The following is a 21,065-nucleotide window of genomic DNA, read 5'->3' as shown; positions in this document are numbered from 1 at the left end:
TCAGGATAGCCTTTTTCTCGATGTGCAACCGGGTACAGTTCGCTCCGAAACCGGACTCACCTTCACTAGAGTTGCTCTCTAACCATGAGAGATTTCAAATCACGTAGAATTCTCACCGATTGATTTCGGTCGTTGTTGACGAACCGACCGTAGCGACCACTCAAGAACCGCGAGTATTGCGATTCCAATGGGTGCATACAATCCGTACATGATAGCGACATACAGCGCGGAAACACCGGCGCCTGTCGTAACTCCCAGAAACGACCAATAGGCAACGTAGCAGGCGAGACCGATGATCGGTGCAATCAATTCGTACCGTTCCCGGAGAAATATGGGACCTCCAATGAGAAGGAATGTACCCACGACCACTAGTATCCCGAACTCGCTTAAGAAGACAGCACCAGCTTGACCCCATAGGTCTGAGAGACGCCAGACATCGGTCACCAGCCCGGCAACTGTGAGTGCGGCCAGACTCCCTCCCCAGACGAGAACAGCGATCTTGAGCGCACTGCGGGTACGATCCTTGAACTCCATATTTACTATTACGTGACATTGTATAATAACTTTGCCGCGAGCATCCCCACACCCCTCGTAGGAGTGAGGTCAAGCAGAATGAGTCTAAGCCATAATCAGGAGCGGCATACGGGGAGGTCCCTATTCCACTCTATGAGGTGAGAGATAACGACAGAAGCTAGATGCGAGATACATCCTCTCTATGCAGCACAAGCTTTCTAACAGAACTTGGGAACATCGCTGAAGCGATACGAGATACAGAGCGCGTATCTTGCACGTTGCTCACACTCACTGGTGAGATCTGATGCGCAGAATCAGGATAGCGCATTTCTCGCTGCGCGACCAACTATCGGAGTACAACCCATTTTTCTTCTCCTCTGGCACTATTCTGCGTAGACAGAGAAGAACCCTGTTTAGACGTCGTTCGGAGATACTCGTTCGCCGTTACTATGAACCAGAGGCGAGTTCTCACCGGGGAAGCTCAGCGACGTTAGCTCACCATCGAAAGTGTACTGGTCGTTCCCTTGACCGCTGACGGCACCGGACACCGACTTACCGTTGATGGTATCCTGTTGGCTTTCAACGCCCTTTTTTTCACGAATAGATCCACTGACCGAGAACTCATAGGGGCTGTACTCTCCGTCAGCAAAGATACGGAGCACTCGGTCAGGGCGATCGCCCACGTGGGCAGGTTTGCCATCAATGGTGATCCGAAGCTCTCCCGAACGGTCGAAATCGAACGCTCGCAAATGACCATCATATGTATATGCATCTTTTCCTCCACCGACTACACCGAAAGCACCATTTGTCGGGTTCTCATCCTGTGGGTCGATAGTTGCCCCCTGAGCATCACTCTTGAATGGATAGTTGCTGGTCATGAAGGAGTAGCGAGTATTCGTTCCAAATCCTTCTATGACGAGCAGATGGTCGGATCGTTGACCAATACGCGCCGGCTTGCCATTGAGTGTGACGTTGACTTCACCAGACGAATCGAAATCAAAGGCATGGAGCGACCCATCGAACGTGTAAGCGTCTGTTCCACTCCCGACCGCGCCATGGGCGCTCTGTTCGACGATATCGTCACTACTGCTGATGGTCGCGTCGCCAGCTGCACTTTTCTGGAGGTTATCTTCTACACTAAACGAATAGGGCGTGTGCATACCGAATCCCTCGATTTCGAGCAGATAGTCCGGTCGGTTACCGACGCGTGCTCCATGGGCACCGAGGGATACCTGCGCCTCGCCGTTGAGATCGAACGCAAGGAGATCGCCAGTAAAGGTGTAAGCGTCACCACCGTTTTCAACCCTTCCACTCGCTCCGTTGTTCGTGATGGTATCGGTATCGTCGATGTCCGCACCAGAATACGAATCCTTTTCGAGGTTCCCGCTGACAGCAAACGAGTAGGTCGCGCGCTCACCGAGGCCCTGAATGAGCAGATCACGTTCTTTGGTGTCGGCACCTGCTGCTTGTCCGATACCAGCTATCGAGGCCGCAGTAGCGAGACCGACTTTTCCGGAGGTGGTAAGAAATCGACGGCGTGAAACGTTGGCGATCTGTGATGAATCACGCTTGTTCGACTGTGAACTCTGCGTCTCGTGGTAGGAATCGATGATTTTCATCTCTAATGAAAATACCCTGGTGCGTTATAATAAGTTTTCTGCTTATATCATGCAATAATTCTTGTACAAAACTTGTGCTCAGAGTTGGCTTGACGTTCATAGCCAAACTTGAATGAACAACCTCTCTGCTCGTTGGCAAAAGGCAAGAGATAGCGACAGAGGCCTACTGAGAGACATATACTCTCTATGCAGCACGACCGTTCTAACAGAATTCGAGAATATATTCATCATAAGACCCACCCTATTAGCAACCACGATCCTATCGACAGTGGGAGCGTGTATGACGAGCTAGTAACTTATCGGAGGATTGTGAACTGTCGATGGGTACTTGATCAATCGGCTCTTCGACGCTGGACAGCCCCCAGAGCGACTCCAGCGGCAGCACCAACAGCAGTCCCGACAGCGAGAGCACCTGTTGCTACGCCAATAGCGGCCCCGACACCGACCCCGATTGCCGTCCATACTCCCATGTTTGGGCCTCTCTCTACGGATGTGGCTGATTCAGCCATGCCTATCGGTGGGTGGGTACTGATATAATTCTTCCTAGCACCACATTTCTGGAATTACACCGCTCAGTCCACCTTCCCCTGTCAGCAGCCACTCCACTGCATACAGGAGCAGCCAGAGAACTTTGAGGCGAGAGATAACAATAGAGGCCTGATGTGAGATATAGCCTCTGAGTCGGTCAGGCGAGAGATGACAAGGATACAGCAGTTCTGAACGGCGGTGCTGATTACAACGCGCGTATCTTGCAAGCACAACCGAGTGAATTTGCTGTTAGCGACACTGGTATAGTGATCACGTAGATGGTGGCGGGACCTATGATATCGCGCACCCTCGATTCTCTCATTACGATCATGGACGAAGAGCATTCGCCTGAAGGATCCATCCGTACTACGATCTATGATGTCGACGTGCAGTTCCGTATGGCATCAGCCAGGGACGACCGATCCATTTCCGACATGGCCGAAGGATCAGCAGCTGAGATATTCGAGGACATGTTCACCGAAATTCACGATGACGATGTCTTCTTCGAGATCGGCGCTTACATTGGTATGTTCAGCTGTGTGATCGGGCAAAAGTCTCCTGGGATTGGCATCGTCTGTTTCGAACCTCACCCCCATACACGGGAGATCCTAACGAGGAACCTCCAGTTGAATGGGATCGATGCCACGGTGATGGATTGCGCCATCTCGAATTCGGATGGGACGATAGCGTTCGACGATCGTAGTGATACACCCGAGGGGATGGGCGAAGTTCGGCATACCGAAGGAAAAATGAAAACGCCCGCTCGAACGCTCGATGGGGTCGTCGCGGACGGTGATGTACCATCGCCGACGGTGATTATGTCGGATATCGTCGGCGAGGAGACCAACATGCTTCGTGGCGGGTCGAGGACCCTCTCGTCGCCGACAATGCGGGTGGCGTACATCGTAATTCACGACCAGCCATTAGAACGTCTTGGAAGTAGTAAGCAGGAGCTTGAGGAACTTCTGAGAAGGTATGGATTCGACGAGTTGGAATACCTCCGAGATAACCTTCTCAAGGCTAAGAAGTCGAGTCAAACCAGGTGACTGTAGAGGTCGACAGCTACCAGCGAAATGCCATCAGTGAGACGAGAGCGGGCGTTCACTCAGTTGATGATATCCACTCCGTCTACGGTTAGCGCTCTGCTGAATACATCCTCTGTATTCAGTAAACAGCTCATTCTAGGAACTCGGCTGTTCGTACATGCTCTTAGTTCACCGATGAGGGCAACCGGGCCAACAACACGGCCGGCGCTTTCCGTCTATCAACTCCTCTTTTGTCCGCCTGATCCGGCGATTTCTCGTCTCCGGTTTTTTCGCGTCTTCAACCCAGCAGATAAACTCATTGCGCGCGAGTGGCGTAATATCCTCCCATGCGTCCCGCGATTCTGGATTAGAGGTAAGGGTCTCTCGTAGGTCCGCAGGTAGGTCGTGCACCACACCATCGGAGAGTTCTTCGATCTTTCTCATATCGCTCATGATTACTCCCCCACAGCCTGCTCCAACACCGCAATATCGAGTTTCTGCATCTGGAGCAGCGCCTCCGTGGCCCGTTTTGCTTTATCGGCGTCCTCGCTCTGGAGCAATTCGTACAATTTGGTGGGGACGATCTGCCAGGAGACGTCGTATTTGTCCTTCAACCAGCCGCATTCACCTTCCGCCCCACCGTCGGCCGTGAGTTTCTTCCAGTAATAATCGACGTCTTCCTGTGTCTCACAGTGGACGATGAATGAGATCGCCTCGTTGAAGCCGAAGTCGTGGTCCTGTGCGCTGTCCGCCGCTGCGAACCAGTGGTCGCCGAGTGTGAAATCAGCGTACATGATCGTGCCTTCCTCGTCCAGGTCTTGATCTGGGCTATATCGTGCAATCTGTCCCTTCGTCGTGTCGGCGAATATGGTGGTGTAGAAGTCCATCGCGGCTTCCGCGTTCCCACAGTTATCGCCGACGAACAGCATCGACGGCATAAATTTGGGCCGCCACTCACCTTCAGGATCGGCCAAGATCAACTGCCAAGATACCCCGTATCTGTCCTGTATCCAGCCATATCGGTCGCTGAACGGGTAGGAATCGAGCGGCATCAGTACCTCGCCGCTGTCAGATAGCCGTTCCCAGAGTCCGTCGACCTCGCCTTCAGTGGAGCAGTTGACGATGAACGATATGGCTGGATTGAGGGTGAATGCTGGGCCGCCGTTAAGCGCGACGAATTCCTGCCCGTCAAGTTCGAAGTCAACGGTCAGGACACTACCTTCCGGCTGCCCAGCGGCTTCCGCTGTCGTCGCATCGTATCGGCTGATCGTACCGAGTTTCGTATTATCGAAGATTGATACGTAGAATTCTGCTGCTTCTTCGGCCTGGTCGTCGAACCACAGGTTCGGGGTGATTTTCTGCCTGGACTCGACCACACTCTTGGTCCCATTTCTTGAACTCATACCACATCTTCTCCGTAGTATAGGTAGGTCTGCCAATGTAATATACTCGCGCTAGGTATGGTGAAAGTGAACAGTATTATCTGTTCTTTCCTTCTTCTGGGACCACTCTGGGGCGTGTAGCCAGATTTCTCATTTATCGACTCAGTTGCACGAACTCGTCGTCAGAAGCACCGTTCCCGACATTGAATCAATTCTCTCTTTCGAGATAGTAGTAAGGAATAGCAGGGTGTTACTAGGTACGGCCTGCTGAATGTAGTTTCTGTAGCCAGAACGGGCGTTAGAATCATGTGTTGGTATTGATTGGAATGATTGACACCTGTACACTACGTAGGTGTAGATACCGCCGAGTCCGCTGTTTGACGCGCGCAAGATGTTCGGACTCTATTCAGCACGACTGTTGAAACCTATCTCTGATCGAGGGGTTCAACAAGGCCGCGCTTACCGCTCTTTGTGATACATGCGGAGCGATAGCGGCGCGAACACGACGATGATTAACGCGGAGGCGATGAGCACCCACGTCACATCCATCAAAGCGACGTTCCCATGCATGAGGCCCCGAGAGGCGTCAGTGAGATGGGTGACGGGATTCACGCTGACCACGGTCTGGAGCCACGCCGGCATGGTCGCCGGGTCGACGAAGATGTTGCTCACGAACGTCAGTGGGAAGAGCAGCAGAAAGCTCGCCGTCATGACGGACTCGGGAGTGTCGACGAGCAACCCCGCGAGAACCCAAATCCACGAGAGACTGAACGCGAAGACGAGCACCAACGCGAGCGCGAGGAGCACGCCCACGATCCCGGCCCCGGGACGGAACCCTATGATAACACCGAGCCCGATGACCATGAGCGCCGCCATCGAGTAGCGCAACACGTCGCCGAGGAGGGCTCCCACCAGCGGCGCAGGCTGCCAGATCGGGAGCGACTGAAAGCGGTCGAACAGGCCCTTATCGATGTCCGTGTTGAGGCCGACGCCCGTGTAGACGGTGATGAAGACGATAGACTGGACGAGGATGCCCGGGAGCAGGAACTGGATGTACTGCTGTGGTGATCCGGCGAGAGCACCCCCGAACAGGAACGTGAACAGCAGGGTGAACATGAGCGGGAACGCCGTAACGTCGAGAAGCTGAAACGGCACGTGCTTAATCTTCAGGAGCGCTCGCCACCCGAGGGTGAGCGAGGCGGAGACGGGTCCGGGGCGAGACGGCCGCTCGATCCGCGAGAGGACATCGTCGAGATCCTCCTCGACGACAGTATTCGATGGAGCGGTCTCGCTGCTCATGCGGCCACCTCCTCCGTCGTGTCCTCAGCGGGTTGACCGGTGAGTGCGAGGAAAACCTCGTCGAGGCTCGCCTGTCCGAGCGAGAACTCGGCGACGTTCACGCCGGCATCCGAGAGTGCCGTCAACACCGCTGCTGGCTCCTCGTCGTGTGGGACGCTCGCGGAGAGGGTATCTCGGTCAGTTCCGTTGTGGACAGCCCCACCGAGGTATTCTCGCAGGATGGCTTCGGCCTCCTCTCGGTGTCCCGGATCGTGGAGCTGCAACTGAAGGGTGCTGGCATCCACGGCAGCTTTGAGTTCGCGGCTCGTGCCCTCGGCAATGACACGACCGTCGTCGATGACGGCGAGACGGTCGGCGAGGCGATCGGCCTCGTCGAGGTACTGCGTGGTGAGGAGCACGGTGGTTCCCTCGGCGGCGATGGCGCGGATGATGGCCCAGACCTGATTTCGACTGCGCGGGTCAAGGCCCGTCGTTGGCTCATCGAGGAACAACACCTCGGGCGTGATGACGAGGCTTGCGGCGATGTCGAGTCGGCGTCGCATCCCGCCGGAGTACGTTCGCACCTGGCGGGTGGCCGCATCGTCGAGACCGAAGGCCGTGAGCAGTTCGTCAGCTCGCTTTCTTGCACCGCGCCAGGAAAACCCGAGTAGGCGTCCCACGAGGACGAGATTCTCGCGGCCGGTGAGGTCCTCATCGACTGAAGCGTACTGACCCGTGAGGCTTACCTTCGCGCGGACTTCGGCTGCATCCTGGGCGACGTCGTGTCCGAGAACGGTCGCGCTGCCGCCGGTCGGGCGGAGTAGCGTCGTGAGTATGCGGATTATCGTGGTCTTGCCGGCACCGTTTGGACCCAAGAGCCCGTATACGGAGCCCCGAGGAATCCGAAGATTGACGCCGTCCACGGCGCGCGTATCTCCAAATAACTTCTCGAGACCACTGGTTTCGATTGCGAAAGTCGATTCGTCGTCGGTTCTCCCGAGAGGCAGGTTGCCATTGTCGGTCACTGATGGCGGTTGACTGACGCGATCCGTCTCCACCGCAGCTGTCTCTATCGAGTCCGATGCTTCCGTGATTTCGGCAGGATGTCGCGGTGACTGACGTTCGTTCATGCGCTCACTTCCCCGTTTACAAGTCGTGGTCGCTCGTTTACGAAGCGACGTGCTGCCTCGGTTCTGTCTGGATGGGTGGTGCTGACGCCCTGAATGAGGATTGCGGTCAGCGGACTGTTGGTATGCTTATTGATACTCATCGCTCTGGAACTTCCTCGCTTTCCATAGGACTCTCTAGACGATATACCTGAGCCACGCGCGGAGTGAAAGTGGTCGTATGAACGTCTGAGATGAGCTATCTTGGATTCTTTCGTGGTATTTCATCTCTCATTTTGTCACCTCGTTTCCTGTGCAAGATGAATAGAGACCAGTACAGAGCTTGAGATTGCTGCCGAAACTGTTCGGGTGCCTCCATGCTCCGTTCAATCGGTACTGTCTAGTCAAAGTATGAGCAGTTCTTGGTTCGAGTATGATGACGCTCCGAGAACTGCTCATACTTTGACTAGACACTGTCTTCATGCACGACTGATCTCGAAACCGACATCGGCAGTATGAATTTCGGTGTTGGCTATGCATGACGAATCGAGCTAGCCAACTTCTGCCAGGAATGGTCTGCGTAACTTTTGATCCCTTGAGTCGAATGAAACACGTTACTACTCACTCGAGCGGCGTCTAACGATTTAGTAGTGCCTCTCGAGCGTATTTTCGAAGGGTTCAATTCTTTCGCAGATCACTCAAGGCAGAAGGCGCATATCGGTGTAGCGATGATATGGACGCAGATGAGCTCTACGAGTGCGTGGACGGTCTCGATTATATCGACTTTCGAGCATGGGAGAACTGAGACTGATGACTAACGAGTGGAATGTTCCCGACCCGAAGGACGACTAGTAGTGAATCAAGAAAATGGAGACGGGTCAAGCCAGTCCGACAGCAGACAGTCGGGTTTTGAGAAGATACGGTTCTATAACGAACCGCCAGCCCCGGACAGTTATTACTACGAATATTTTGACGGTGGGATGGTTCTCACCCACGAGACCCGCAACGACGTTGGATCAGCTGAAAACGCTGTCCGCGTCGAAGTTGACGAGCGCTATGAACCCGGATTTTCTCGTGAAAAGCTCGCTGCGACCCAAACGACAGTAAAGAACCTGTTGACATCGGCTCTCGTCAACGTGCTCATCGCAAGTATCATCGTTTACACTATTGTCACGAATGCACAGGTGGTGCTTTCGGCTGATGCTTCGCTTTCGATAGTGAACTGGATTTTGAGTGGTCTGTTCGTCCTCATTGGTGGGTATGTGCTTTCTCAAAGAGCCCGGGGATTTCGGAACCTGTATCAGTTGCGGGGAATCGGACGGTCAATGTCACTCACCGATGACCAGCAGTGAACCTCCTGCTTAGTGTCGCGGTTCATCCGGCACGTCCGTCTCTCTGTTGCAACTGACGGTCGGTTTGAAGGCAGTGTGTTACAGAGAACGACCAACTATGGTTGAGACCACTCGTTATCGCTTAAGCTCAGAGATTTCCAGTTCTCGTGTGAAACAGAAATAACGCAACAAGAACAATGTGCACTGAGTACACGGAAATTTGAGACTGTTTAAGAGATGACGAAATGAAGCTTGGTGTTTTAATCGAGAATTCAATCGCTCATGAGATGGACGAACTGGTTGATGAGTGCGCTGATCTCGGTGCAAGTCGCTCCGAGATCGTCGAAGCTGGACCGACGGCGTAATGATGGTCGCGGCACACGAACCAGATCTCGATGCGAGCCGCGACGTGGGACTCCACACTGCGTACGTCCACCGATCCACTGAGTGGGGTTCCGACGCGGTCGAAAGCGCCGAGAAGCCCGATGAGTCGGCCTATGATATCGTGGTCGATGATTTCGTCGAACTCGCAGAGTGTCTCGGTGCTCCCTCGATCATCCACTGAGAACGGACGCCTAGTTGATGAGGCGAAGCTCCATGTTCGATCTCGGTTGCTGAATACAGCCTCTGTAGTCAGCACGCCCGCGGTGATCGCGTGCAGTCATGTCTCCCACCGACTGCTGAATAGAAAGCGCGTATCTTGCACGTTCCACGCTCATCCTTATCCCGCCAGCCCCGCGGCGGGGGAGGGGTTGCGACGGCGAAGCGAGCGCCCGAGATGTCGGTCACGCGACAGCGTTCGGTAGGCAGTTCGGTCAGGATGAGAACCTTGCCGAACGCCTCTCTGGTCGTAGTCTTCCCTACGTTTCTTGCATAAAAGCCCAAATCTCGTTCGCAACTTGCTCGGAATTTGAGTAGACGCCGTTATGACCCATGTCCTTCAGTTCGACAAGTTGACTGTTGGGGAGCGTCTCATGGAGCCTCCCTACGCCGTCTCGAAGGTGTTCTGGGCCTTCTTCGCTCCTCAGCAAGAGTGTCGGTACAGATATATCGAGGTCCTCAAGGCGATATTGTTCGATAGCACGGTTCTGCCGAACAATAATTTTAGCGTGATTCACGATTTCGGGCCAGATCGGGAGGCGTTCGATATTTTCAAGTCCTGCACTTTCTCGAAGGTACTGTTTGACGGCCTGACGTCGTTCACCCGCGTCGAGAAGTTTTTCCATCTCGTCGGAGAGGTTCGCATCGTCTTTGTGTTCCCCTGTTAGAATCGCTGGTTCATACAGAATCAGTCGCTTGACTGTCGCCTCTCGTGCTGCCTCCAGTGCGCAGAGTCCACCGTATGAATGACCGAACAATGTCGGATTACTGCCGACTGATTCAATAATCGAATGGATGTCGGCTACTTCCTGTTCGAGGTTGTAGTCGCTGGTGTCACCGCTATCCCCGTGTCCACGTCGGTCCGGAACGAGAAGTGTGGTGTCTGAGATAAACTGAGGTTGCATAGTATCCCAGAGTGTTTGGCCACTGAGACCTCCCCCGTGAATGAGGATGAGCGGTGGGCCATTTCCACCCTGTCTGTAAGCAATCTCCGTCCCATCTGTTGATTTGACTGTGGATGATTTTGGCATAGAGCACGGTCTAATTGGTGATGGCATGAAAATCTCGTCGGTTTACTTCATCCTTGTCAGCAGTCACTCCTCTGCTTGCACGGTCAGCCTGAGAGATAGCGACAGCGGTTAGATGCGAGATACAGCCTCTGGATCGGTCAGGCGAAAGCTGGCAGGGTTACGGCAGTTCGTCCAAACGCTGCTGGAAGGGAAGTCCGTGGCGTGTACCGGGTGCAGACTCTGCTCCGAATAACACCCGCTCGCAAGGACACTACCTCAGAAAACGGCAACCTCGATTTGAATATTTGAACGAAGGCAAATTATTTGCACCACGGGGTGTAAGAGCCAGTACGATGGCTGAACCGAATCCGGGGTTATGGACGGAGAGTACAAGTGGGCGTGAGCGCGTCCGGCACGTCGTGGAGCTGCTGGACGAACCAACGCCAGTGCAGGAGATCGCGGACTGGGCAGACGTCTCACGCGCGACAGCTGACGATGAACTCCAGCGACTGCAGAGTGACGACTGGGTCACTGAAACGACCGTCGACGGGACGAAAGCCTACGACCTGAACCCCGTGCGGATGCTCTTCGATGAGATGACGGACCTGATTACGGCCCACTCGCGTGACGAACTGGAGAGCCAACTCACAGAGCTGAAGGAGGAACAGGAAGAGCTGGCGACGGAGTACGAGGTCAATTCACTTGATGAGTTCCGGGAGCAGCTCGCTGACGAGGACCTCTCGGCTGAGGAGCTTCGTGAACGTCGCAACGTGATCGCTACTTGGGAGGCGATCAATACGGAACTCGGGCTTGTGAAGCACGCCCTCCAACTGTATGATGACATCGTGGAACTCTCGTCACCGCGCACAGACACTCCCTCGACGCTCGCCTAATGGTTGTCTTCCTCGCTAATCGGGCGAACTTGCAAAACAAGCGGCTCCACGACCGCATCCAGAATCGACTCAGCGGCGCGCTCGAGAACGTTCGAAGACGACGGGCTGAACCGCGCGAGGCGGGCCCGTACCGGGTCGTCGCCAATGTGAACCCGCGGCAGTTCCTTCAAGATGACGAGTACCCGGTGACTGATGCGCGGGTCGAGATCGGATTTCAACTACGGACCAGCGACCCGTACGAGTACTACTGGTTCAACTGGATCGAGCCTGAGCGCAGTCTGCTCGTCGGGTGGCATCAGGATGACACACACGATGACCTCGGGCCGGTTCACCTGCAAGTGAACGATGGGGCAACGGCTGTCGATCACCAACGGGCACAGTTCATCGACTCGCACCCACTTGATGTCGTGGAACAACGACTCAACTCGCTTCCAGATTCAGTCTTCGCCGTCGAGTGGGAGCAGGGACGCCCTGTCGGACTCAATACGTCGTGGCGTCCGTAGTTGAGTAGTGTACTACTGTCAGCCGTTTTGACCCGCTTAGGACGGTGAGCGATCCGAGAGACCAGTACGCATCGCCCTCTGCAAGGTCGAGTATCCATGCTGGGAGGGGGTTCGCTGTTCAATTCTATACTATCAGTACGTCTCTTCACAGAATAAGCTTCCACTGCCGTTTCTTTTACTGCATGATCGTATCTTTGGTTGGGAATGATGTCTGATGAGAGCCTCCGCGGTCATGCTGACATACTCTCTATGCAGTACTGGATGTACTGCCAGAAAAGGGAGATCAGCTATCGGTGGTGCACCTGTCGGAGTGCGTCGGCGGTGGCGGTTCCAGATATCCGGATATATTTCTGGGCCGTCGCGAGATCACTCCATCCCATGAGTGCCTGTAAGGGGACCGAGGCCACGCCTTTGTACGCGTGGTAGCTGGCCGCCGTCGCCCGCAGACAGTGGGGATAGATTCGTCCGGTGAGATCGGCCTCTTCGGCGGCCTCCTGAACCCGCCGGTTGACGGTCGCCCGTGACCGTGGAAAGCCGTCGTAGCGGTTTGCAAATCGCTCGATGCACAACTCGATGCGGAGCGACAGATCAAATGGGATCGACCGGGCGGAGGCGATAGTCTTCGGATGCCAGCGTGACGCGAGAGCGCCGGCTGTGGTGAGTTGATCGTTGTGCTCTGCCTCTTGTCCCGCTTGGCGTCGACAGTAGCCACAGCTACAGGGTTCATGTCGTGGAATCCTGATGAGCTGGCGATTCCAGTCAATCCACGAGGTCTGGAAATGGGCTATCTCTCCGGCACGGAGGCCGAGTCGACCACCGACCAGACAGACGAATCGCGCTTCGAACCCCCGTGGATCTGGAAGTGCTGTACACGCTTCCAGCAGAAGTTCGAACTCGCGGTCGTTTAGTACGTCCTCGTGGGTGTGACGGGTGGTCAGTGCCTTTCGGTGCCGTTCCGCCCACTCGTTTCTGGATTTTGGATGATGAGCCATCTCGTACTGACGTGCGCGCATAAAGAATGTACCTTCCTCTCAGCACGACGGTAGCAACTGGCCTTCCTGCTGAATAGAGGGCGCGTATCTTGCAGAGCCAGAAGTGCGAACCCATCCTCATTGAGCCGCCGAGTCATAAAGATCGATGTCGTCTCCTCTGTCTGATTCGTGAAGAACGAACGGTCCAATTGCGCCCGTCCGCTTTGCAATCGTGGCAACCCGGAGGACTATCGACGTGAGAACGAAAAACGGTGTGGTAGACAATGCCGAGGCCCCACCGACGACCCAGATGATGGTGGGTACCGTGAGAAGGGTCCCTTGAAACGAATTCGGCTCCAAGAAGAGTAGTGTCGCCGTTGCGACTACCAGCGCAGGGATTGCTGTAACCAGGATTGAGCGGAGGAGACGCACGAGTTCCCATTGATAGTATATCGATTTGAAGTGGCCTCGCGTGATGCCAAAGAGCGTGAGTACGTCCAGCAACTCCTCGAATAGCTCGTCGTCGCTAGCGCTCAGACTCCCTTCGTACTCCGATCTGAGCCACTGTATGCCGAAAATCTTCCACGAGTAGTTGTAGTTCATCGCCGCTCGGAACAGCTCGAATTCCCCGAACTGTACGTCTTCCAGTTGGTCGATGACCTCTTTGGCGTTCTCCGTGAGGTCCTCGACGAACCGCTCGACCTGTTCATGTAACTCATCGTCGTCATTCGTAGCAATGGCGTCCTCAAGGTTTTCAGCCCGAGTCATGCTCGATTCGATGAGCTTGCGCAGAAACGTCCCTGGATCCGGCGGACCCGCAGAGCCGAACACCTCCTCGGCATCGTGGCGGAATTCGACGGCACCGGACATCCGTTCCCGCTGTGTCTCCAACGAGCCGAACTCCTGTGAAAGCACTAACTGCCCAATCGTCACGACGAGCGTCACTCCGGTGATGAGTGAGGCGATCAGTGCTTGAAAGGTGATTCCAACTTGATTTGTGCTCCGAAACACTGCGCGAAACGTCGAGGGATCAACCGCTCCGACAACGAGGAGGGCGAGAAAGAAACCGACAGTCAGCCCGGCTGAAATCAGCCATCGGTCGCCGTCCAGCAAAAACCAGTACCGCAGCCGGCTTTCGTCCATCCGCCCGTGCATTGTTTCGTCTTGTGTGTCATCGTCCATGTACTTCGATAGGCGGTCAGTAGCAAAAAGGAGAACTGGTGGAGACGATTGACGATGTGGTGTTGTGTATCTGAGGGTAGTCGGCTGAAGAGCTGATGACCCGTTTTCACTCGACAGCCTGTTTGATGAAATAGAAGCGGCGACAGATACCGAGTGTTGAGAAGAGAGGAATCTCTGACCGCTGTCTGCCAGTGATTTCTTACTGAATACAGCCTCTCTATTCAGCACGCCGCTCCTGCCAGAAATTCGGCAGTTCGTACAAACGCTGCTGAATACAGGGCGCGTATCTCGCAGAGAGACGGACAAATTAGATCACTCGAATTAGTCAGTTTAGCAACTAATTATGCACGGATTAGTGTCCATTGGAGGATAGACCCCCGTTCGAAGCTTAGCGCCTTTCTCAACTCATCTGTGTGCCAGTTACGTGCTGCGCTTAGTCTTCACAACCCGGTGACCAACCTAATTCTGGCGTTGAGGAGTCCATTCCCTCCCAACCACAGTCCAGAGCATGGGGCCCGTCATGTCTCTCCTTCACTATTCAACAGCTCGCTGGCGTCTTCGATCCGCCGCAGGGTGTGGTCCTTGACGGCACTAAATTAATCGAAGTCCACTACGACAATTTCCAGCGCCCTAATCAAGCGCTTGATAACCATATCTCGGTTGAGGAAATACTAAATCGGTGATTAGACAGTCTCGCAACAGCTATATTGTCTGCTGTAGTAGATCATACCATGACAGAATTGACATTTAGCGAACAAGTATTTCTCAATGGAGAGCAGTTCGACACCGAAGAGCTATCGTCTGATTTGAAGGCGGCAAATCCAAAAGGAATTGGGAATTATACGAAATCAATAGGCCCAGAAACAAATATACGACTCCTGCATAGCGATTCGAAAGCGCGGGGGAGTGTTCTTGGTCGAGCACTATTGGCAGTGGCCTTCTTAGCTAATGAACAGGAAGGAACGATTCGACTTGTGCCGGGCGAAAAGAAGGGATTGCTGAGGCGACGTACATATACAGTGCTTTGCGCAGAGAAAGCCAACACGACAGTAGCGTGGCCAGAACATTCACTTGAAGCGCATATACTATCCCTCCATGAGAAACTCCAAGACGACCAGGGGCGTGTCCAGATTGAGGACTTGGTATACCACTTGCTTCGGAAAACCGGTGGACGGGTCAATAGCCCGGTTGGGCTCCCCTCACAGTTAGTCACGTCGGGACTGGCTGAGCGCGGGGTCGTTGAAACCATCAAGAAACGGAGGTTGATCTTCAAAAGGATCCACTATGAATTGCCCGAGCGGACCGCAACACTAGCCCACCAAGCCGATCTTGCACCTATTCACCAACTGCTCTCGGAGACAGCAACCGACCGCCCCAATCTGTGGAGGCTTCTCATACTAGAGATCAACAGCGGACTCAACATGATGTTTGATTACTACAATGATTAGAGAGAACTACCCGACTATCAGTAGGCGCGTTTATCGATACTGTTCATTTCCACCCGGTCGCAGAGTCCTTTTTAGCCCCTCCAATCCTTGCTTACAGGGTGTGGGCACTGATATAATTCTTCCTAGCACCACATTTTTGGAATTACACCGCTCAGTCCACTTTCCCCTGTCCACAGCCACTCCACTGCTTACAGGAGCAGCTAGAGAACTTTGAGGCGAGAGATCGCGATAGAGGCCATGTGCAAGATATAGCCTCTCTATCTCGATGCTGTATTTCTCAACTAGCAAGAAGGTTCGCGTGTAGCTATGGAGTGTCCCGATAGAACCACCACTTCCAGAGGCTTTCGGCTACCTTATGTAACAAATTCGCATATTCCGACCCACGATTGTTGCACAAGGTCGGACGAGAAGCGAGAGAAAATATGAACAGTATCACTCGTTGTCGATGTACTTGGAGGTGAGCGTGCCGTCGCTCATGCGATAGTAGCGATACTTGTACGGGCCGTGTTTCTCCCCCTCGGACATGCATTTGCACGTTTCGTCACCACAGGTCACTTTCTCCATGACCACCGTTCCCTCTCTCCCATCGTTCTCGTCGCCAACCGGCTCCGCCGCCTGCGGCAGATCGTCGTTCTCGACCGGCCGCTGCTTCCACTCGATTAGCTCGTCGAGATACTCGCGGGCGTCCGAAAGCGCCGCGACATTCTGCTTGGCAAGACGATTTTTCACGCTCGCCATCGGCTTTGGCGTACCCGTGGAACGTGGTCGTTCCAGCTTTGGCGAGGGACTGGTAGAGCTCGTTCTTTGAGTCGTACTCCTCGCCGTAGTACGGACGGAGGTGGAGGTCGGCGACGACCACCACCGGCCGATTTGGAAGAATTTCGAGGATGTCTTGCTGGATGAGAGTCTTGCCGATTCGTTCGAGCTCGGAGGTGGTGAAGAATCGTGTTGCCGTGGGGTGATTCCTCTGAAATCTCGCAAAGGTGAGTAACTGAGTCCTCGTCGGCAGTCGCGCCGACGAGGACGTCCCAGATGTCCTCGGAGTCAATATTGGCGTTCTCGCCGAGTCCGATATCGATCTCCTCGTCGAGGGTATTGACGAGAAAGTTAAGGACTTGGTCCTCTGTGAGTTCACTGGCTGCTTGGTTGGCCTCCATCAATCCACCAAGCAGCCGTTCACCTAACGAGCTTTGTGAGGTACTGAGTTTGGTGTTCCGCTCAGAGATACTGTTCGGCGAATGCCCGATGTTCGGCGGCCCGAGCATCGCGGTCATCCAGCGTGGGGTCGATACGGGAGAATAGCGGAAGACAGGCCATCTGGTCCAGACGAAACGCGAGTCGATACACACGAATCCGATCGCGCGTCGCCGTATCGAAAGCCCACCCATCGCGCACCGATTCATACCCCTCCCAGAGCGCCCGGCGCAACTCGCCAGCGCGGCCTGCCGATGCGTCGGCATCCGTGTTCAAATCCGGTTTCAGTAGCTTCGATTCCGCGATTGCAAGATTGAACCCCGGCGGAGCAGACATGAGGTTCGCCCAGTCGAGGACTGCACGTGTCGCTCCGGTTTCCGGGACGACCACCAAATTTCCGTATCGGTAGTCCTTGTGGCAGTAGGTCGCTGGCTCTGGTGGGAGGAGGTTTGGAACCGTCTCTCTGAGGTAGTTTCGGATCTCAGGGACGAGGTCGTCGAATCGGTTCGGGTCCTTCGTGAGTTCGGGAAAATACCCACCCTCCCCCAGAAGTTGATTGAGGGTCTCCTCGTACGAGTCGAGTAGCCACTCGTGGAAGACATCGTAACTCGGCGAATCTGGGGTGTCGAGTACCGATACCTCGTTGTCCTTCCCCACTAGGTCACCCACTTCGTCCAAGGGACCAAGCGTGTGGAGTTCCGCCAGATTCTGCCCAGCCTCACGGAAGATCGTCTCGCGGACGTCGACCGGGAGATTCGGTGCGTCAGCGTGGTTGATCGTCTCCCCGTCAACGTACTCCATCAGGAAGTACGGGGTCGGGTAAGTTTCGTGGTCGTCGCAGGTGTCGAACACAGCTGGAACCGGAACAGCAGTCTTTCGCTGGAGGAGCGAGAGGACCCGCGGCTCGGCTCTAGATCGATCCTCAGCTAGTGGGTGAGTGCTAGTGCTAGCCTTGAGGACGATTCTCTGTTCTCCTGTCGGCGTATCGATATCGATGGCGACCGTGGAATTGACGCCCTCCACGATATGTTCGATGTTTACTGGAGTCCAAGAGGACCGTAGATGACAGACCATCTCGGCCAGCATCTCGTCGGAGATCTCGGTGGACGATTGCTCTGCCCCGGCACTGGACATACGTCTCCGCTAGGAAGATACACCGGAAAAGTATGGCGCAGCGTAGTGGTCTTGAGGAGAAGCGGTCTTTCTGTTAGACTGCGTGCTGGTCTATTCACCCACTAAACGACTGTGTCGCTTTCTCTCAGGTCCTATCAAATGATTCTTTTGCTGAATACAGTCTTTGTATCTCTCACGCTATATCTCCCAATTACTGAGAAGGATTCGCGCAAAACTATGGGTTACTCTGAGAACCTCTATAATCGACGAAGTATATCAACTAAAAATCCGTTGTGGTATTTATATCATCTTGCAACTATATCTCTGAGATACCCGTAAACCGTAGTGTCATGATGCAATCGTACGAAGCGGATGGCCTGATCTATCTTCACTACAGTTTTTTGGAAGAGTAGTATACTATACCCTATAGCCGCTAATGCAAGAGGCCCTGAAAAGATAGTTCCTCTCAATCCAGAAGGGACTACAAACAGCGCCCAAGCACTCAGACCACCAACAGCCCCGATATAAATAAGCAGTTTAAAAATTTTTCTCGGGCTATATTCCATTGTTGACAAGGGTGTTTACAGTAATCCTACTTAATTTTGTCTGAATACCTCCAGGTTGTGGGAGAATACTCTCTCATCATATACACTTGTAAACAGATGTCTTCATATTTAGAGGCTATAGAACAGGCAACTCTATACTGAACGCCTTCCTAAAGCCCTATCAAATTAATTAGTCCTGTTTGCTGTCTATATCCTCTCTATCCAGCACGCCGCTCCTGCCAGAAACTCGGCAGTTCGTACAACCTCTGCTGAATAGAGCGCGCGTATCTTGCATATCGATTCGCCAAAGAGATTCTGCTCGAGCGAGTGAATTCGCTTCAACCCGACCTTCGACCTCAAGTATAGTACATTCGTCTATTTACAGCACTGGTCGAAATTTCGAGCGAGAACCCGCTGTCACCTGTCACTCGCATCCTCGTCCAATCACTCCAATCGGTAGATGTGGTCTATCGAGCAACCAAGACAACGCCAACAACTGCGAATGCGATGCCGACGAATCTGGTTATCGTAATCTCATCTCCGAGCACGCCCATACTGATGATGGCTGCAACGACGAAGTACATGGCACCGAGAGTCGAGACGACTGTCGTTGACCCTTGAGCGAACCCCATGTACATCGAAATAAGGCCGATTCCGGTAAACAAGCCAGCCACGCCAGCAAGTAGCCCTCCTCGCATAGTGACGGCGACTGATGCGTCAGAAACGACGACAAATCCGAGTGCAAGGAGTCCCGCCGTCAAATACGAGATGGCGGCTGCAGTTCTAGGGTCGATAGACTCCGCCGCAGCGTTGCCCAGAATGATCCAGATCCCCCACGTCACCATTGTAGTCAAGCCGAACAAAACGGTCGAATCCATCTCTGCGAATTCCATCGATAAGTGTCTCGTATCGCTCCGCAAAGTCACTTCGTCCTCAAGATTTTCCGGACAAGATGGCGCTCAGTGAGAGTGAACCCACAGACGATGACAGCCAACCCCACAACCACAGTAAGTGTGATATCCTCTCTGAAAAGAATTCATCCAAGTAGAGAGGCAGCGATGGCTTGCAGATAGAAGCCAGATATAACCTCTGTATCTCGTACATCGGTTTCCAACAAATCGGGGATATGTAATGTGAAAACCGAGGATCAGTGCTAATCCCTATAGCAATGAATCGGAGCGATGAGAAGTGAATCAGTCTCTGGAAATAATATCGTCCAAGCTATAGTCAGGGTCCTGTTCTGACGACCGTGCTCGATAGAGTGCTACAAGTCCCCACAGAGTCCCACCAAGGATACTTGCGATTCCCGCAAGTGGATAGGAGATAGAGAAGTATGTTACCCCGTAGACATACCAAATAATTGTAGTCGGGATACTTGTCTCGCGTGGAATAGTGGAATTCTTATCGAGGAGCATAAGAAGAATTACTGATATCTTTATGAATGCGCCGCTCAAGAATACAACCTCTGCCGTCACCATATTGTGGAAGACGGTTTCCTCAATAACGATCCCGTATTATGATACTTTGCGCTCTGAGCGAATTTGAAGCCATGATCGGACAGCGAATCTCTATTCAGGCTTTTGTGAAGGGAAGGACTCACAGGCGATGGGATCCAGCAGTAACGAACCGGAGCGGCGAGAAATAGATCAGTCACCGGGAATAATATTGCTCGGGTTGTAGTCAATCTCCTGCTCTGATGACCGAGCTCGAAAGAGGGCCACAAGTCCCCATAGAGTCCCACCCACAATGCTTGCGATTCCCGCAAGTGGATAGGAGATCGTGAAATACGTCACCCCATAGACGAGCCAAACGATTGCAGTGGGGATGCTTGTTTCACGAGGGACAGTAGACCCTCTGTCGAAGAGTGTGGGGAGAGTGAAAACAATCTGGAATGTTGTCGCGGCTAAAAAGACCGTTTCCGCCGATACCATGTTTTAAAGACACTTTTCATGGTGTTAACTTTCACGATTTGCTGGATGTGCGAGCAAATCTAAAGTACCATTCACAAGTCTTCAGTCGGTGCTATCCAATTGACATCCTCCCACGGCTTCAGCCGTGGGATTCCCACCGCCCTGCACCGCACGTGGGTTCGTTGGGAGTTTCAGGTTCGTGGACGGACGCTTTTCGTCCACTGGGAGTGCCAAGCCCCCGGTACTCCTATCGTTCGGGACACCATACGCGGACGCCCTGCCTTTCGGTGGGGCGTCCGTGCGGTCGTCATTCTCCCCGACTCGACTCGGAGGTACTTCTGTCGCACCGCCCCCACAACCTCCGGCGAAGGTCGTTCGCTGAGCGTTATGGGTTGTCGAAGATTGTCCGATTGTCCCGGCATGGGCGCGGACGTGCCGCGTTCGATACCGCAGGATAGGCACTCAGAGAGCCTAAGCCTTGCGATTTCGGCGGCTTGTGACCGTTGCTTACGGCGCTGTATCCCACGACTAAAGTCGTGGGCATTAGCGCCTGCCAAAACAATAGCGTGTAAGAGTGATCAGGTCGAAGAACTGGTTGTTCATGCCACTCAGCGACCTGCTCGGTGAGACGTTAGAGGCGGTAGATAGTGACTGTTGGGAGCGAGAGCGGATGGCAACGCCTGTCAAGGGCGTTCACTGTCCGTCTCCATTCTGCGGAGGCTTTCGCTCCGCGAGACCGTGGCGATCCTCAATCTCCTCGGCGCTGACTGCTCGCAGCACGACACACAACATTGCTTTCGGTCAAGATTAAAATTTCTGTAACGGCACTATCTTACGTGAAAGATAGGTGCAAAGCCTCGCCGTTTACGGCGGGGAGGATGTCAAAGTCTCTATACGCAGTGGAGTGATGGATG

General features: G+C 53.9%; 18 protein-coding genes and 1 pseudogene. 6 read left to right on the top strand and 13 right to left on the bottom strand.

The annotated features are described in order from the left end of the window. Positions 1–99: 99 nt before the first annotated feature. Positions 100–534: a hypothetical protein gene (locus tag ACP97_RS14500; protein ID WP_049998561.1), complete on the bottom strand. Its 435-nt coding sequence runs from the start codon at positions 532–534 to the stop codon at positions 100–102. Between the two features lie 392 nt (positions 535–926). Further along, positions 927–2,132 carry a pre-peptidase gene (locus ACP97_RS19970; protein ID WP_154020019.1) on the bottom strand — a complete coding sequence of 402 codons (1,206 nt, stop codon included), beginning with the start codon at positions 2,130–2,132 and terminating at the stop codon, positions 927–929. A gap of 821 nt (positions 2,133–2,953) precedes the next feature. Between ACP97_RS19970 and ACP97_RS14490 the strand changes: the two genes are divergently transcribed. Next, a complete protein-coding gene (locus ACP97_RS14490; protein WP_161782625.1) occupies positions 2,954–3,706 on the top strand; it encodes an FkbM family methyltransferase in 753 nt (250 codons plus the stop codon). 168 nt (positions 3,707–3,874) lie between these two features. On the opposite strand, the gene ACP97_RS21285 is transcribed toward ACP97_RS14490, so the two are convergent. The 4 genes from ACP97_RS21285 to ACP97_RS14475 all read right to left on the bottom strand — a co-directional run bounded on the left by ACP97_RS21285 (position 3,875) and on the right by ACP97_RS14475 (position 7,268). Then, on the bottom strand, positions 3,875–4,129 hold the full coding sequence (locus ACP97_RS21285) for a YdeI/OmpD-associated family protein (protein WP_394297707.1): 255 nt from the start codon (positions 4,127–4,129) through the stop codon (positions 3,875–3,877). A gap of 11 nt (positions 4,130–4,140) precedes the next feature. Then, positions 4,141–5,088 carry a VOC family protein gene (locus ACP97_RS14485; protein ID WP_049998559.1) on the bottom strand — a complete coding sequence of 316 codons (948 nt, stop codon included), beginning with the start codon at positions 5,086–5,088 and terminating at the stop codon, positions 4,141–4,143. Between the two features lie 438 nt (positions 5,089–5,526). Continuing rightward, positions 5,527–6,366 (bottom strand): ABC transporter permease, encoded by an 840-nt coding sequence (locus ACP97_RS14480; RefSeq protein WP_049998558.1) that lies wholly within the window; start codon positions 6,364–6,366, stop codon positions 5,527–5,529. Continuing rightward, entirely contained in the window at positions 6,363–7,268 is a 906-nt protein-coding gene (locus ACP97_RS14475; RefSeq protein ID WP_237561180.1) for an ATP-binding cassette domain-containing protein, read from the bottom strand. The genes ACP97_RS14480 and ACP97_RS14475 overlap by 4 nt, the downstream gene beginning before the upstream one ends. Before the next feature lie 1,037 nt (positions 7,269–8,305). Between ACP97_RS14475 and ACP97_RS14470 the strand changes: the two genes are divergently transcribed. Together ACP97_RS14470 and ACP97_RS14460 are read left to right on the top strand one after the other, a co-directional pair. Beyond that, positions 8,306–8,803 (top strand): hypothetical protein, encoded by a 498-nt coding sequence (locus tag ACP97_RS14470; protein ID WP_154020018.1) that lies wholly within the window; start codon positions 8,306–8,308, stop codon positions 8,801–8,803. A gap of 346 nt (positions 8,804–9,149) precedes the next feature. Next, a complete protein-coding gene (locus ACP97_RS14460) occupies positions 9,150–9,347 on the top strand; it encodes an HAD family hydrolase (protein ID WP_049998556.1) in 198 nt (65 codons plus the stop codon). A gap of 295 nt (positions 9,348–9,642) precedes the next feature. Here the strand turns inward: ACP97_RS14460 and ACP97_RS19130 are convergent, their stop codons facing one another. Beyond that, complete coding sequence (locus ACP97_RS19130) at positions 9,643–10,413, bottom strand: alpha/beta fold hydrolase (protein ID WP_161782624.1); 771 nt, start codon at positions 10,411–10,413, stop codon at positions 9,643–9,645. Positions 10,414–10,745: 332 nt separating this feature from the next. Between ACP97_RS19130 and ACP97_RS20500 the strand changes: the two genes are divergently transcribed. Then, on the top strand, positions 10,746–11,285 hold the full coding sequence (locus ACP97_RS20500; RefSeq protein ID WP_202593626.1) for a DUF7342 family protein: 540 nt from the start codon (positions 10,746–10,748) through the stop codon (positions 11,283–11,285). Further along, the gene (locus ACP97_RS14445) at positions 11,285–11,788 is read left to right on the top strand and encodes a hypothetical protein (RefSeq protein ID WP_049998554.1); all 504 of its coding nucleotides are present in this window, start codon (positions 11,285–11,287) and stop codon (positions 11,786–11,788) included. Before ACP97_RS20500 ends, ACP97_RS14445 begins: the two co-directional genes overlap by 1 nt. Before the next feature lie 287 nt (positions 11,789–12,075). Here the strand turns inward: ACP97_RS14445 and ACP97_RS14440 are convergent, their stop codons facing one another. Further along, positions 12,076–12,780 carry a tyrosine-type recombinase/integrase gene (locus ACP97_RS14440; RefSeq protein ID WP_079977661.1) on the bottom strand — a complete coding sequence of 235 codons (705 nt, stop codon included), beginning with the start codon at positions 12,778–12,780 and terminating at the stop codon, positions 12,076–12,078. A 117-nt stretch (positions 12,781–12,897) separates the two neighbouring features. Beyond that, positions 12,898–14,169: a hypothetical protein gene (locus ACP97_RS14435; RefSeq protein WP_237561178.1), complete on the bottom strand. Its 1,272-nt coding sequence runs from the start codon at positions 14,167–14,169 to the stop codon at positions 12,898–12,900. A 503-nt stretch (positions 14,170–14,672) separates the two neighbouring features. On the opposite strand from ACP97_RS14435, the gene ACP97_RS14430 reads away from it, so the two are divergent. Beyond that, positions 14,673–15,389 (top strand): hypothetical protein, encoded by a 717-nt coding sequence (locus tag ACP97_RS14430; RefSeq protein WP_154020017.1) that lies wholly within the window; start codon positions 14,673–14,675, stop codon positions 15,387–15,389. Positions 15,390–15,821: 432 nt separating this feature from the next. On the opposite strand, the gene ACP97_RS14425 is transcribed toward ACP97_RS14430, so the two are convergent. The 4 genes and pseudogenes from ACP97_RS14425 to ACP97_RS14415 all read right to left on the bottom strand — a co-directional run bounded on the left by ACP97_RS14425 (position 15,822) and on the right by ACP97_RS14415 (position 19,134). Continuing rightward, on the bottom strand, positions 15,822–16,127 hold the full coding sequence (locus ACP97_RS14425) for a DUF6788 family protein (protein ID WP_049998551.1): 306 nt from the start codon (positions 16,125–16,127) through the stop codon (positions 15,822–15,824). A 7-nt stretch (positions 16,128–16,134) separates the two neighbouring features. Then, positions 16,135–16,546, bottom strand: a pseudogene (locus ACP97_RS20860) (ISH3 family transposase); the annotation flags it as partial. Positions 16,547–16,607: 61 nt separating this feature from the next. Continuing rightward, a complete protein-coding gene (locus ACP97_RS14420) occupies positions 16,608–17,669 on the bottom strand; it encodes a phosphotransferase family protein (RefSeq protein WP_237561177.1) in 1,062 nt (353 codons plus the stop codon). A 1,039-nt stretch (positions 17,670–18,708) separates the two neighbouring features. Beyond that, entirely contained in the window at positions 18,709–19,134 is a 426-nt protein-coding gene (locus ACP97_RS14415; protein ID WP_049998549.1) for an EamA family transporter, read from the bottom strand. Positions 19,135–21,065 lie beyond the last annotated feature (1,931 nt).

This window comes from Halococcus sediminicola (assembly GCF_000755245.1).
GTDB lineage: Archaea > Halobacteriota > Halobacteria > Halobacteriales > Halococcaceae > Halococcus > Halococcus sediminicola.
The sequence above is the reverse complement of the archived record's forward strand: the minus strand, read 5'-3'. Positions and strand labels throughout refer to the sequence as shown.

Coding starts and splice junctions, on each gene's coding strand:
- ACP97_RS14430 (WP_154020017.1), top strand. CDS start 14,673: ATGACAGAATTGACATTTAGCGAACAAGTATTTCTCAATGGAGAGCAG.
- ACP97_RS20500 (WP_202593626.1), top strand. CDS start 10,746: ATGGCTGAACCGAATCCGGGGTTATGGACGGAGAGTACAAGTGGGCGT.
- ACP97_RS19970 (WP_154020019.1), bottom strand. CDS start 2,132: ATGAAAATCATCGATTCCTACCACGAGACGCAGAGTTCACAGTCGAAC.
- ACP97_RS14460 (WP_049998556.1), top strand. CDS start 9,150: ATGGTCGCGGCACACGAACCAGATCTCGATGCGAGCCGCGACGTGGGA.
- ACP97_RS14440 (WP_079977661.1), bottom strand. CDS start 12,780: ATGGCTCATCATCCAAAATCCAGAAACGAGTGGGCGGAACGGCACCGA.
- ACP97_RS21285 (WP_394297707.1), bottom strand. CDS start 4,129: ATGAGAAAGATCGAAGAACTCTCCGATGGTGTGGTGCACGACCTACCT.
- ACP97_RS14490 (WP_161782625.1), top strand. CDS start 2,954: ATGATATCGCGCACCCTCGATTCTCTCATTACGATCATGGACGAAGAG.
- ACP97_RS14425 (WP_049998551.1), bottom strand. CDS start 16,127: ATGGCGAGCGTGAAAAATCGTCTTGCCAAGCAGAATGTCGCGGCGCTT.
- ACP97_RS14480 (WP_049998558.1), bottom strand. CDS start 6,366: ATGAGCAGCGAGACCGCTCCATCGAATACTGTCGTCGAGGAGGATCTC.
- ACP97_RS14485 (WP_049998559.1), bottom strand. CDS start 5,088: ATGAGTTCAAGAAATGGGACCAAGAGTGTGGTCGAGTCCAGGCAGAAA.
- ACP97_RS19130 (WP_161782624.1), bottom strand. CDS start 10,413: ATGCCAAAATCATCCACAGTCAAATCAACAGATGGGACGGAGATTGCT.
- ACP97_RS14420 (WP_237561177.1), bottom strand. CDS start 17,669: ATGCTGGCCGAGATGGTCTGTCATCTACGGTCCTCTTGGACTCCAGTA.
- ACP97_RS14415 (WP_049998549.1), bottom strand. CDS start 19,134: ATGGAATTCGCAGAGATGGATTCGACCGTTTTGTTCGGCTTGACTACA.
- ACP97_RS14500 (WP_049998561.1), bottom strand. CDS start 534: ATGGAGTTCAAGGATCGTACCCGCAGTGCGCTCAAGATCGCTGTTCTC.
- ACP97_RS14445 (WP_049998554.1), top strand. CDS start 11,285: ATGGTTGTCTTCCTCGCTAATCGGGCGAACTTGCAAAACAAGCGGCTC.